This is a genomic window from Flavobacterium hercynium (genome assembly GCF_002217285.1).
GTDB classification, from domain to species: domain Bacteria; phylum Bacteroidota; class Bacteroidia; order Flavobacteriales; family Flavobacteriaceae; genus Flavobacterium; species Flavobacterium hercynium.
In genome coordinates, this window is sequence record NZ_MUGW01000046.1 from 54,465 (window position 1) to 66,459 (window position 11,995).

Below are 11,995 nucleotides of genomic sequence, written 5' to 3' on the forward strand. Positions count from 1 at the left end.
TTTTTTTATTGATTTGATAATCTTCGGAACTGTTCCGGGGTTTTGCTAGTTTGTCTTTTAAAAAAAGTAACAAAGTAGGACGCATTTTCAAAACCCAGCTGATCAGCAATTTCATTTATAGAATAATTGGTAAAATGAATGAGCCTTTGCGCTTCGATCACAATACGTTTTCGTATCAGATCGCCAGCCGTACAATTCGTAACCTCCTTACATATCTTGTTGAGGTAATTTGGTGTCACGTTGAGCAGATCCGCATACGCCGCAGGCATTTTTTTAATTTTAAAATCCTTCTCAATCAGTTTTTCGAACTCTTTTATCTTTTGTTGTTTCGGCGAGTTGTTTACTATAAATCCCGACGGATCATAAAGACGCTCTAAATCGAAAAGCAAAATATTAAGATAAGATCGAAGCACTTTTACCGATTCTCTTCTGTGAAGCCTGAACTCCTTAAAAAATATTTCAAGCAGATACATCCACTTGTTTTTCTCCTCCTCACTAAGTCTAATAAATACTTTAGAAGTATCATGAAGAAAAGAAAATTGGTCTAAAATGTTATTGTTATAACGCAGGGAGAAAAAATCTTCTGTGAAGCAGATTATTTTACCCTTTGCTTTGCTATTGATGTCTATACTGCTAATGCAGCGCGGCTTTATGACGATGACCTTGGCATTATCCATTCGGATTTTCTGATTGTCAATACTAATTTCTCCTTCTGCATCATCAATAAAGAGAAGCATAAAGAAATCCTGCCTGTGAGGATGTTCCAACTGCGGAAAACGCTGCAGGAGGTTCATTAGATTATCCATCCAAAAATGACTGTTATCATCTGAGAATAAACCCAGACCGCGGACTGGTATTTCTGATAGTTGCATTTTTTTGATTTTTTGATTAATACTAAACGAAAGTATTAATCGCATCTGGGAGGATGGTAAATCGAAAAAATAAAATCAGATTTTTGACTTCCCGCCAGAAGCACCGGATATTTTTTTAGGATTGCAAAACGTATCGTTGTGAATGAAAATTCGAAAGGACTTTCAAAAAAAAGCTGTACTTCTTTATATGTTACTGTTGGAAATTTCTGTTCCTGTTTATCATTTGCTTTTAATTTATTATCCAGATAGCATTTTCCATTACAAATTGGAACAGCATCAAACCTGTTGATACAGACATTTTTGGCAATATAATCCCGATTGATGTAAAAATCACCAATAATCCAGATACTGCCTGCATTTTGAAACACAAACAGCATGAGAATAAATAAAGTGATACCCTTTTTCATCATTAAACTATTATTTGGTTGAACCTTCTTCTAAAAGATTTTTTACATCGGCAATTAACCTTGTTGTTTCCTTAGGATCAGTACCATCGTACACCCCGCGAACGTGTCTTTCTTTATCGATGAGTAGAAATCCGCCGCTGTGTACAAAACCTCCCGGCTCATTTTTATCCGGATATGCCGTTGCAAAGTAACTCTCGGTTGCAATTTTATAGATACTGTCTCTGTTTCCCGTAACAAAATGCCAGTTCTTTTTGATATCGTGATCTACCGTATAAGCTTTAAGGCGCGGTATCGTATCATGATCAGGATCGATAGTATGAGACAGAAACAATACCTCGTCGTTGGTTTTGTATACATCGTACACTTTTTTAAGCTCCGTATTCATTTTGGGGCAGATAGTAGGACAGGAAAGAAAAATAAAATCGGCTATGTAGATTTTCCCGTCAAAAGTTTTGTTGGTTATCTGCAGGCTATCCTGATTGATAAACGAAAAGTCTTTAATGCGAGGGTATTGTGTTTCATATCCTTTTACTATCGGATTTCCTAAAAATGGAAGTTTCTCCTGTGCCTTCTCACATGATATTACAAGTAAAGAATGCAAAAGAATTAAAACTATTTTTTTCATTTTTTTTAATATTTAATGCAACAGCTTATGCTATAAACTGCTGACTTTTTAGAATGTATAATTTAGGTGAATATTGAACGATAAAGTTCTTTCGGTTCCAATAAGAATAGTAGTGATTTAATGCCAGATAGCACTAAATTAAGTTGTTAGCCCTTCATCGATGTTGATGTTTGACTTCAGAAATAAATTTAGTTCACAGCAATAGTACCATTGTCAGGTTGCAAAAGGCAATGACAAATTATTCTTAATGAATCTGAAAGAAGTTTAGATGTATAAAATACGGGCGGGTGGACGAAAAGTAGCAGAGGAAATGCCAATTGGTTTGCTGTTGAAAAAAGCAAAATTCTTTTGCTGAAATTCTACAGAAGGTATAAAAGTAAAGTTTATTTCAGAACTAATGCAGATATAAACAATCTCTAATTTTTCTTTAAGATTGTCCTGCATTTGTTTTTCGTTATCAGCATACTTTTTTAGGCTTTTTTGCAATTCGCATCGCCCATTACAAGAGTTAAAAATCTGTTTACGCTGTACACAAATGGTTCTGGCGATTTCCTGCTGATTCAATTTAAATGAAGTATAAACAAATATACTGCCCAGAGAAGGCAGAAAAATAAGACCGCAAAGTAATATGATAATATACTTTTTCAAGAATGTCAATTTGTTTATAAATGCAAAAATACATTAATTTTATTTTTCTTCAGAAGAAACTTTTTGTTTGCTTCAACAAAAAATAATATTCAGGATATTGCAATTACTCACTTCTTCATCTGTTGTAACTTGAGTTTTCTTTTGGCGAAATCACCTACTGTGTGTGACTTTCCTAAATACCTAACAGGTTTTAGAAACCTGTTAGGAAATGTAGTTGAGATCCGTTATCCTAACAGGTTTCTAAAACCTGTTAGGAATAAAATGTACCACTTTACAAAATCAAATCAACACTCCTTAATTTTCTCCACCTGACTTTCCAATAACAATTGACTTGCGTCGAGCATTTTTATTACATGAATGTAAGGCGTAAGCAAATCCGAATCGAATTCTACAATAGTAGGACGTAACGCCAGATGAATTACTTCACAGAGGAAGAATTCGAAATCGGCTAGGGAATGTTCTGCAAAGGCATTTTCGAAGACACTAAAAGGATTTTCGTATTCTTCTGCTGTTAAGGAAGCCAGCGAGAGAATCGATCTTTTTTCAGCGGATATTTCGGTAACCTTCCATTTTTTGCTTTTGTGTTGCAAAGCCGAGCAAGCTTTCAGAAAAGAACGAAAAGCGGTGTAAGTGAAGAACACATCACCCGGACATTCTTTTTGATAGACTTCGTCTTTGCTTCTGTAAAAAACTATTTCGCTCAGAGTTTGTTTGAAATAAGCCAGACTTTCAGAACCTAAAAAGGTATCAATGACTTCAAAAGGGTTTTCTAATTCGTGGTGCGCCCAGAAATTAGTTTCAAAAGATATTTTATTTTTTTTCATGCGGAAACGATATAAAGCGTTTGCCCACCCTAATAAAATGAAAAATTATTCATAATATTGGATAAGTTAATTTTACGTTTGTTTGATTAGCTACGGTCCTCTATGCTAGTTTGCCGACGAGATAGAGGATCATTTTTTGTGCGTTAAGTAAACTTCTTAAGGAAGTAGAAAAAGAATATTTTTTTATTTCACAGTTATATGTTTTAAAGGTTCGACTTCGTTGTGCGAAACGTAAAACAAAAACAGAAGAAACACCGCTAAGAATATAAGGAGAGTTTTGAGCATAAAAAAAGGACGCAGAACTCAGCTTATTGTTTCAGAGGCATTGGCATACCCAACCACGAATAAGTGATTCTACGTCCAAAAGGTCGTGAGCATCTTACTTATCATCTCGTGGTTTTAAAAACATCAATTTTCTGAAACGAGATTCAAAGCGAATACTTCAAATATTTTAATTGAAGGGTCGCAAATATATGTATTCAATAGCAAATATAATAAAAAAATCACAAGCAACCATATATGTGCGTTTTTGTTTTTTGGCAATGATTGAAATTTATAACATGGAAAGTGATGAACATAATAAGGCATTGATTACGCTTGGTAAGACAATAAGAAAGCTAAGAGAAGAGACCACAACTTTTTCTCAGGATAAATTTGGATTGGAAGTAGATCTTTCAGAAAATCAAATTAGAAGAATTGAAAAAGGACAAACAAACCCAACTGTTAAAAGCCTTTTAAAAATATCAAAAGCATTAAATGTTAACATAAAAGATTTGTTTTTATTTTAATAGTTAACGATTTGTTTTGTTTGTATGAGTGATTTAAATAGAAAAATATGTGATTATATTGGTAAAGAATGGATTGGAGAAATCCAACCCAAAACCGAATTTGCACTAAATCACAACATCGATGAGAAAACTGCACGCAGAATCTATTCAGATAAAGACTATACGATTTCATTATATACTTTAAATAAAATTTGTGAAGCAAGGAACGTTAAGCTATCCGATTTTTTTAAATTAATTAATAAATAATACATATAAATTCAAATAGAAAGATGCTTCGGCATCTTTTTTTTATGCGCAGTCAAAATTAAAACGGGTATTTATACGGTAGGTTTTTCATTTTGAAAAGAACTATTTTGCAAACTTATTAATGATACGAATTATGGAAAACCGTAAGATTTTGCAAAAAACTCTCTTTAAGTTTGAACAAACATAAACGAACCTACTATGATAAAACTTTTACCCTTTACTATTTTGTTCTTTCTTTTTGTCACTTCTGTGAATGCTCAAAATCATAAACTTATAGCAAGCTGTTGTGCTTCAAAACCAAAAGAAACCGGACGTTGTACAGGTAGCGCCTCTTGTCGTGCGTGCTCAAATTGCAGCAGATGTGCGCACTGTTCGAACGGCGGTAGTTGCGGAGCGTGTGCTTCCTATTCTCAGCCTGTTACATATACACCAAAACGTACAGTTACAAAGAGCACAACCAAAGCTCCTTCTAAAAGTATTATAACAGCTTCTTCTAACTCTAATTCCTATTCCCAAAAAGTAACAGCAACTAAAAAAGAAGCAGTAATTAAAAAAGAGACGATAACTAAAAAAGAAGCAGTAACTAAAAAGGCAATTGTTGCTTATCGTTCTGAAGACATGATTGCAGTCGAATCACAAAATCTGAATCTGCTTGAAGGACCTGGCGGTGAATACGAATTAATCGAAATTCTAAAAAGAAACGCACAATTATTAGTTATCGCTATCGATGGTGATTGGTTGCAAGTTAAAGTAATGCAGTCTGGTAATTATGGATATGTCAATGCAAAGCATGTTTATAAGATTTAGTTAAGGTAGCAAATTAATTATTGTTACATACATATGTAGCGCAACTGCTAGCGCGAGCTATGAAAAAAAATGATCCAGTAACTTTGAATAATAACAAATGATAGAAAATATTACTATAAAAAATGTTGCATCTTACAATGATGCAGGAGTCCAAATTATCGGATTGAAAAAGGTAAATTTTATATATGGAGCAAATGGTTGCGGTAAGACAACAATTTCTAATTTTCTTTACAATTTTACAGATTCTAAATTTAATCATTGCACTTTAGCTTGGAAAAATGGAAACCAATTTAGCAGATTAGTTTACAACAAAGAGTTTCGAGAAAGAAACTTTGGCAAAGGAAAATTAGGAGGAATCTTTACATTAGGAGAAGCAACGGCAGAACAAATTAAAGTAATTGCAGACAAAACGGAAGAACTTAAAGTACTAACATTAGACGGATCAAAAAAACGAGAAACTCATTCTTCTCAAAGCAAAAAGAAAGATGATTTAGAAAATAATTTTAGAGAAACAACTTGGACAAAAATTTATAAAAAATATGAACCAACATTTAAAGAAGCATTTACAGGAGTTCTACAAAAAGAAAGTTTTAAAAATAGATTATTACAAGAATTCACAACAAACACTACGGTTTTAGATACTTTTGAAAATCTAAAAGAAAAATCAAAAACAATCTTTGGTGAGGTCCCAAAAACTATAACATCTATAAGTTTTTTATCGTTTGATAGAATTATTGAAATTGAAACTAATAGTATTTGGAAGAAAGTAATAGTTGGTAAAGCTGATGTTGATATTGCTAAACTTATTCAGAAACTAAATATAAATGACTGGGTAAATCAAGGGAGAGATTATATTCAAGAAGATAAAACTTGTCCATTTTGTCAAAAACAAACAATTACTGAAGATTTCAAAAATCAACTAGAAAATTTCTTTGATAAAACATATTTGAATGATATAAAATTGATAAAAGAATTAAAACAAGAATATAATTCTCTAACGCAAAATTTAATCAACGAATTAAATATAATCGAAACTTCTCAAAAAGATTTTAAGCATAGTAAATTGAATAATGACAAGTATTCTGCTTACCTCAAAACATTAATAAGTCAAAATGCAACGAATAATGAATTTATAAATAATAAAGTAAAAGAACCAAGTAGAAATATAGAATTAGGTTCATTAAAGGAGCAATTAGATTTAATTTCAGAATTAATCACGACTACAAATTCTGAAATACAAAAGCATAATGATATAGTTGCCAATTTTAGCACGGAAAAAATTAATCTTATTAAATCGATCTGGAAACTAATTATAGAAGAATTTAAATCAGATATTATTAAGTATAATAATGATTTAAAGGGGTTGCAAGCGGGTATTACTTCTTTACAAACTCAAATAGATTTAAAATTAAAAGAACATGGGATTTTGAAATCTGAAATCAATAATTTGAATAAAAATGTAACTAGTATCCAACCGACTATAAATGAAATAAATAGACTTTTAAAATCATATGGTTTTTTAAATTTTGAAATTGTTCCAGCTACCGAAGAAGGTTTTTATCAAATAAATAGAGAAGATGGAACAATTGCAGAAAATACCTTAAGTGAGGGAGAAATAACATTTATTACCTTCCTTTATTTTCTACAATTAGCAAAAGGTGGAGTTTCCCAGGAAACTGTAAATGAAGAGAGAATTTTAGTAATTGATGACCCTATTTCTAGTTTAGATAGTAGTGTGTTATTTATAGTTAGTACATTAATCAAAGAATTAATCAAAAATGTCAAAAATGATGTAGGGAATGTCAAACAAATTATTCTATTAACTCATAATGTCTATTTTCACAAAGAAGTATCTTATGAAGGACTAAATAGGAAAGGTGAAAAATCTCAATTTTGGATTTTAAGAAAAAATAATAAAATATCAACTATTCAGTTTAATGGCGATATAAATCCAATCCAGTCTTCATATGAATTACTTTGGAGAGAAATAAGAGAATGGGAAAGAAATTCTGGTATTACAATACAAAATACTTTAAGAAGAATACTCGAAAATTATTTTAGTATTCTAGGAAGCAAACGAGATGATGTTTTAATAAATAAATTTTTAAATCAAGAAGAGAGAGAAATATGTAGATCTTTATTAAGTTGGGCAAATGAAGGTTCACATACTTTACCTGATGATTTATTTATTGAAGCTCCTGATGGAACAATCACAAAATATTTAGACGTTTTTAAACATATATTTATACATACAGAAAATATTGGACACTACAATATGATGATGAATATAAGTGAAAACCTAGATTAGTGATAATGTCTTCTTTTAATAATATTTTTTTTTGGAAGAGAAAGAGCAAAAGAAATTGCACGAAATGTTTTTAAGTTTTCAAAAGATGTAATTGTTGAATTATTGATGAAAAAAAAGGAAATTTAATAATAGAAAACCTTGATTATTTTCTTATACAAAAAAAATAAAATTTCATAATAGTAATAAAATAATTTTTAATAGTAAAATGCAAAAAACAAATAAAAATAGAAGCGGAATACAAGGAATATTAAGTAGAGCTAAAAAATACAATTCAGGAATAGGAACTTACAAGGAGCATTTTTTTAATGACAGATTTAATTACACAATTAGGCTTTCAAATGGTAGAATAGAAATATCGATGAATGTAGCTCAAGACCAAGAAAGAATGCCAGCAAGTATATCAGAAGAAACAGTTCAAGATATTGCAAATAGTTTTAAAGAAGTATAACTTCAAACTTTCGCTGTCACTAACATTTTTCTCAATTCATAATTTTTATAATCATTTTTTAAATGGAGATAACATATATCAATTATTTAAAAAAGTCTGTATACAGACAAATTCAAGAAGAAATACAATTGTCTAAAATTGATGAAGTATTAAATCAATATCTTATTAAACATCTTGTAAATAGAAAACCTCAAAAATTTCAATTTTTTTATTTCGAAACGATTAATAATGAAGAATTTTATTTAGAGAGTAATAATTTCTTTAAACAATTTAAATCACAATACTCTTTACAAGGTATTGATAATGAATTTTTAGAGCGATTAGAAACTAAGAAAATTGATATCTTGAATTTAATAAAGCAAAATGAAATCGAAAAATTATATTTCGATTATTTTAAAAATGCTGATTTAAAGAGAAAGGATAAACTACAATCTGTCGATTTAACTTCTTTTTTAGCTAAATTAGTTCATACTTTTAATCCTTATGATTATTGTGCTTTAGATAATCCTATTAGAAATCACTTCAAATTAAATAAAGAAAGTTTTTATTTATCATTTTTAATAATTAGTTCTCAATATAAAAAATGGTGTGAAGAAAATCAGTCCATAATTCAAGTTATTAGAGAAGATTTTAAAAAACTTGATTCTGAAAATGTAATTAATTTCGAGAAGTTAACTGATTTAAAATTATTGGATTTAATATTTTGGAGTAAGTCTAATTAATGTGTTTTTACATAAGTATTTGTTAGTGATATCAATGCAGTATTACTAGAACTGTCTTCCTAAAATAGGTGTACTTATCCGCAATCTTGTCTTTTCGAGGGACGAGAAATCTTCGCGAGAAATTCGACAAAGATTGATAATACTTTACGGAGCTACTTGTGAAGATTTCTCGTCCCTCGAAAAGACAAAAATGAGGGTAGAAAAAATGAAGATAAAAAGAAATGTTGAAAATCCGTATAAATCCGTGTTTTCGCATAGCGAATCTGCTTCATCCGCGTATCATAATAAAGCAAAGTAATCCTTCCGCTGGCGGAGTATCTTCCTCATGAATGAAACACATAAATTTCCTTCAGCTTCATTTTGATTAAAATAATACCTACTAACAAGCCTTTTACACTATTAAAATTTTTGCACTAATTTCATCTTTGCGTTTCGCAAGAAATTTTATCTTTATCAGAAAATAAACAGGTTCAAACTTCGTAACTATTTTGAATCTGTAAAAAAAACGGAAAAATTTAAATAGAAGAGATGAGCATATTTAAAAGGTTATTTGGAGAAAAGAATAAAGAAAAGCAAGAAACTAGTAAAGAGGAAAACGTTACATTTTCAGCAGGAACAATGTCACAATCGGATTTAGACAAAATGAAAGTTGGTAATGTAATTACTTTGGGAAATGAAAAAGAAGCGGAAGTTAAGTACGATTCCGTTTGGATTGAAGCTAGTGATAATCCTTTTAAAATAAGAATTTTTGATTGTCGTGAATATGCCTTAAAAATGATTTCTACAACTCAAAATTCAGATGTAGCAAATAATTTTATAGCATCACGAAATAGTGATGGTAAAGAATACATTGGAAAATTTCCGGAAAACGGAGTAAAGATAGAAGTCAATTTAAACTTTGATACAGAAGGCAAACAACTAGCAGATGGTCCTGTATTTAAATCGACAACAATGGAAGAGAAATGGGATATTTATAAGTATGCCAATTTTCTGTTTTTTGTGAGAAGTTGGACGGGAGAATTGGTTTATTTCACCAATTATATACCAACCCCAAAAGGATTTAAAGTTGATGTAATCGTTGTGAATGATACTAAAATAGATGAAGAAGATCCTCATTTTGAATTAAAGGTTGTTGAGTTTTTAATTCACAGTTATGTTTTAGGTTATCCGGTGCCACATCCAATTCCTAAAGTACTTGAAGATCATGAAAATATTATTCTGAATTATTCTTTTTCAATGTTTGGAAATAGAGGATTGTATGCCTCTTATGAATAATAAAAGTTGTTCCAGGAATTTGGGGTTATAAATTAATTAAATCATCTCAAGTAAGCTAAAATTTGAATTAACCATAAAAAGCAATACTATGAATACGCAATCAAAACTTGCCAACAGGTTTCGTGAAGTAATTTTAGACGGAACTTGGATTGCAAATACAAATTTTAAAAATGAATTGAATGGTCTTGATTTTAAAGTTGCCAACACAAAAATTCAAAATCTAAACACAATCTCAATTCTTTCGCAACATATTCATTATTACATAAACGGAATCAAAAATGTATTTCTTGGTGGAAGTTTAGATATCCGAGACAAATACAGTTTTGATTTTCCTGAAATTGATTCTCGAGAAAAATGGGAATTTTTTCTAAATAAATTTTGGGCTGATTCGGAAGAATTTGCAGAATTGATTGCAAGTATGACGGAAGAAAAACTAAATAGTAATTTTGTTGACGAAAAATATGGAACTTATTTTAGAAATATAGACGCGATGATTGAACATAGTTATTATCATTTAGGTCAAATTGTATTAATAAAAAAAATGCTTAAAAATGCTGAAGTTAGCAGCAAATAGAAAAGAGCGGGGTAAGGAATTTATAAGTAATCCTAAAACGCGCAACAAAATAGAATGAAATTATCCATCGATTTGACAAAAGAAATATTTGATGACGTAAACAGCGTTAGTTTTTACGACAGCAAAACCATATTTTTCGAACCAACCAATTTGTTACCTTCTACTGTTTCCTTTAAAGTTTGGGGAGCTGGTTTAATGCCGGATTTTGATTGGTCACCTTATCTGGATTTAGAAAAAGAAAGTAAACTAAAAGCAATCATACAGAAATCGTCAGGTAGTGAAACTACAATTCAGGGTTTTGGAGTCTTGACTTTTAATGATGTTGTGGCTGGAAAAATTTCTATTTCCCCTTATGACGGTGAGGAGTTTTTAAAAAGTAAAACAGGAAAACAAGTAGAATTTAAAAGAGAATGGACACTTGAAAACATTAGCAGCAAGTGTTACGAATATTGGCTTGACACCTCAATTTACTTTCCTTACGGAGCATGTGATTTAAAACTTTATGCAAAAGGAGCTGTTACATTTGAATTTGATACTGATGATTGTGTTAGTGGTATTGAGTATATCACGAATCCAAATCGACAGGATACTTTTTGGGGATACTTAAAGGATAAAACGCTAACTACAAATTCATACCAATATGAGGATCTTGACAATAAGTTAAGATAGAACCTACCGCTATCGCGAGCATCTTGCTTGTGATAACATTGGTTAACAAGTGATATGCTCTTTAGTAAAGAAATTCTAATACAAGAATCTTTATTGAACAATCAGAGAAACTTATTTTTATAATTTTAGTTGAAAAAGAGTCGTTGCTGATAGCTACTACAATAGATTTAGAAATTACTTAATGATAAAGTTGGTTTTTAACCAAAGCTATTAAATCGAATCTTCTACTTTATCAAAATAAGGAAAAACACCTTTAGATATTATATAATCTTTGATTTTTTCAGTTTCACTTAAGTCTATATAGTCGACTAAATGACTTTCTCTAACATGCTTCCATGTTCTATGATTTGTAGGATTTTCTATTTTATTTGGTTCTTGACCAACTAAAAAATATTTACCTTTATCACCACAAGAATAATCAACTGCTTTTGTAAATGATATATACCTTGTTAAATCATTTTCTAAATTGTATAACCTTTTAGCAAAATCAATAGTTTGACCTGCAACAATTACACCATTTTTGCCAATAAAATTTACATCTACAGGAGTTAATAATTCTTTAAAATCATTTGGACTTACGGTTACATCTAAGTTAACTCTATCTTCTATTTTGTTAAAAAGACTAGTTTTTACTTTAGATAAAATATCTTCATCTTTGATTACGCTAATTTCTTCGTTGTATTCAAAAACATATTTATTAAAAAGAAATTTAAAATTTTCTAAAGTAACATCAGTATCAATTTTTTTTGGTTCAGAATAAATTACCAAATTATTATTATATC

At 30.2% G+C, this 11,995-nt stretch carries 15 protein-coding genes; 9 read left to right on the top strand and 6 right to left on the bottom strand.

Annotated features, from left to right (window positions below):
* Nucleotides 1-5 precede the first annotated feature (5 nt).
* The 5 genes from B0A66_RS18830 to B0A66_RS18850 all read right to left on the bottom strand — a co-directional run bounded on the left by B0A66_RS18830 (nt 6) and on the right by B0A66_RS18850 (nt 3,376).
* On the bottom strand, nt 6-872 hold the full coding sequence (locus B0A66_RS18830; protein WP_165766655.1) for a helix-turn-helix domain-containing protein: 867 nt from the start codon (nt 870-872) through the stop codon (nt 6-8).
* Nucleotides 873-907: 35 nt separating this feature from the next.
* On the bottom strand, nt 908-1,282 hold the full coding sequence (locus tag B0A66_RS18835) for a hypothetical protein (RefSeq protein ID WP_123868266.1): 375 nt from the start codon (nt 1,280-1,282) through the stop codon (nt 908-910).
* Nucleotides 1,283-1,289: 7 nt separating this feature from the next.
* Nucleotides 1,290-1,904: an SCO family protein gene (locus B0A66_RS18840; RefSeq protein WP_089051410.1), complete on the bottom strand. Its 615-nt coding sequence runs from the start codon at nt 1,902-1,904 to the stop codon at nt 1,290-1,292.
* A gap of 264 nt (nt 1,905-2,168) precedes the next feature.
* Entirely contained in the window at nt 2,169-2,552 is a 384-nt protein-coding gene (locus tag B0A66_RS18845) for a hypothetical protein (protein ID WP_244283544.1), read from the bottom strand.
* Between the two features lie 284 nt (nt 2,553-2,836).
* Nucleotides 2,837-3,376, bottom strand: coding sequence for a hypothetical protein (locus tag B0A66_RS18850; protein ID WP_089051412.1), 540 nt, complete (start codon nt 3,374-3,376; stop codon nt 2,837-2,839).
* A gap of 473 nt (nt 3,377-3,849) precedes the next feature.
* Here B0A66_RS18850 and B0A66_RS18855 point away from each other — a divergent pair, with 473 nt between their 5' ends.
* The 9 genes from B0A66_RS18855 (at nt 3,850) to B0A66_RS18895 (ending at nt 11,213) form a co-directional block, all read left to right on the top strand.
* Nucleotides 3,850-4,164, top strand: a complete 315-nt coding sequence (locus B0A66_RS18855; protein WP_089051413.1) for a helix-turn-helix domain-containing protein — start codon at nt 3,850-3,852, stop codon at nt 4,162-4,164.
* 24 nt (nt 4,165-4,188) lie between these two features.
* A complete protein-coding gene (locus B0A66_RS18860; RefSeq protein WP_089051414.1) occupies nt 4,189-4,410 on the top strand; it encodes a helix-turn-helix domain-containing protein in 222 nt (73 codons plus the stop codon).
* A gap of 198 nt (nt 4,411-4,608) precedes the next feature.
* Nucleotides 4,609-5,217 (top strand): SH3 domain-containing protein, encoded by a 609-nt coding sequence (locus tag B0A66_RS23165; RefSeq protein ID WP_089051415.1) that lies wholly within the window; start codon nt 4,609-4,611, stop codon nt 5,215-5,217.
* 97 nt (nt 5,218-5,314) lie between these two features.
* Nucleotides 5,315-7,525, top strand: coding sequence for an AAA family ATPase (locus tag B0A66_RS18870; protein ID WP_089051416.1), 2,211 nt, complete (start codon nt 5,315-5,317; stop codon nt 7,523-7,525).
* Between the two features lie 205 nt (nt 7,526-7,730).
* Complete coding sequence (locus tag B0A66_RS18875; RefSeq protein ID WP_089051417.1) at nt 7,731-7,973, top strand: hypothetical protein; 243 nt, start codon at nt 7,731-7,733, stop codon at nt 7,971-7,973.
* Between the two features lie 62 nt (nt 7,974-8,035).
* On the top strand, nt 8,036-8,695 hold the full coding sequence (locus B0A66_RS18880) for a hypothetical protein (protein WP_089051418.1): 660 nt from the start codon (nt 8,036-8,038) through the stop codon (nt 8,693-8,695).
* A gap of 528 nt (nt 8,696-9,223) precedes the next feature.
* Nucleotides 9,224-9,970: a hypothetical protein gene (locus B0A66_RS18885; RefSeq protein WP_089051419.1), complete on the top strand. Its 747-nt coding sequence runs from the start codon at nt 9,224-9,226 to the stop codon at nt 9,968-9,970.
* A gap of 88 nt (nt 9,971-10,058) precedes the next feature.
* On the top strand, nt 10,059-10,544 hold the full coding sequence (locus B0A66_RS18890) for a DUF1572 family protein (protein ID WP_089051420.1): 486 nt from the start codon (nt 10,059-10,061) through the stop codon (nt 10,542-10,544).
* 54 nt (nt 10,545-10,598) lie between these two features.
* Nucleotides 10,599-11,213: a hypothetical protein gene (locus tag B0A66_RS18895; RefSeq protein ID WP_089051421.1), complete on the top strand. Its 615-nt coding sequence runs from the start codon at nt 10,599-10,601 to the stop codon at nt 11,211-11,213.
* A 210-nt stretch (nt 11,214-11,423) separates the two neighbouring features.
* Here B0A66_RS18895 and B0A66_RS22980 read toward each other — a convergent pair.
* Nucleotides 11,424-11,995, bottom strand: a 572-nt coding sequence (locus B0A66_RS22980; protein ID WP_165766656.1) for a hypothetical protein, incomplete at its 5' end; no start/stop codon positions are given.

Excerpts from the sequence above, each read along its gene's own strand:
- B0A66_RS18830 (WP_165766655.1), bottom strand. The coding sequence starts at position 872 with ATGCAACTATCAGAAATACCAGTCCGCGGTCTGGGTTTATTCTCAGAT.
- B0A66_RS18835 (WP_123868266.1), bottom strand. The coding sequence starts at position 1,282 with ATGATGAAAAAGGGTATCACTTTATTTATTCTCATGCTGTTTGTGTTT.
- B0A66_RS18840 (WP_089051410.1), bottom strand. The coding sequence starts at position 1,904 with ATGAAAAAAATAGTTTTAATTCTTTTGCATTCTTTACTTGTAATATCA.
- B0A66_RS18850 (WP_089051412.1), bottom strand. The coding sequence starts at position 3,376 with ATGAAAAAAAATAAAATATCTTTTGAAACTAATTTCTGGGCGCACCAC.
- B0A66_RS18855 (WP_089051413.1), top strand. The coding sequence starts at position 3,850 with ATGTATTCAATAGCAAATATAATAAAAAAATCACAAGCAACCATATAT.
- B0A66_RS18860 (WP_089051414.1), top strand. The coding sequence starts at position 4,189 with ATGAGTGATTTAAATAGAAAAATATGTGATTATATTGGTAAAGAATGG.
- B0A66_RS23165 (WP_089051415.1), top strand. The coding sequence starts at position 4,609 with ATGATAAAACTTTTACCCTTTACTATTTTGTTCTTTCTTTTTGTCACT.
- B0A66_RS18870 (WP_089051416.1), top strand. The coding sequence starts at position 5,315 with ATGATAGAAAATATTACTATAAAAAATGTTGCATCTTACAATGATGCA.
- B0A66_RS18875 (WP_089051417.1), top strand. The coding sequence starts at position 7,731 with ATGCAAAAAACAAATAAAAATAGAAGCGGAATACAAGGAATATTAAGT.
- B0A66_RS18880 (WP_089051418.1), top strand. The coding sequence starts at position 8,036 with ATGGAGATAACATATATCAATTATTTAAAAAAGTCTGTATACAGACAA.
- B0A66_RS18885 (WP_089051419.1), top strand. The coding sequence starts at position 9,224 with ATGAGCATATTTAAAAGGTTATTTGGAGAAAAGAATAAAGAAAAGCAA.
- B0A66_RS18890 (WP_089051420.1), top strand. The coding sequence starts at position 10,059 with ATGAATACGCAATCAAAACTTGCCAACAGGTTTCGTGAAGTAATTTTA.
- B0A66_RS18895 (WP_089051421.1), top strand. The coding sequence starts at position 10,599 with ATGAAATTATCCATCGATTTGACAAAAGAAATATTTGATGACGTAAAC.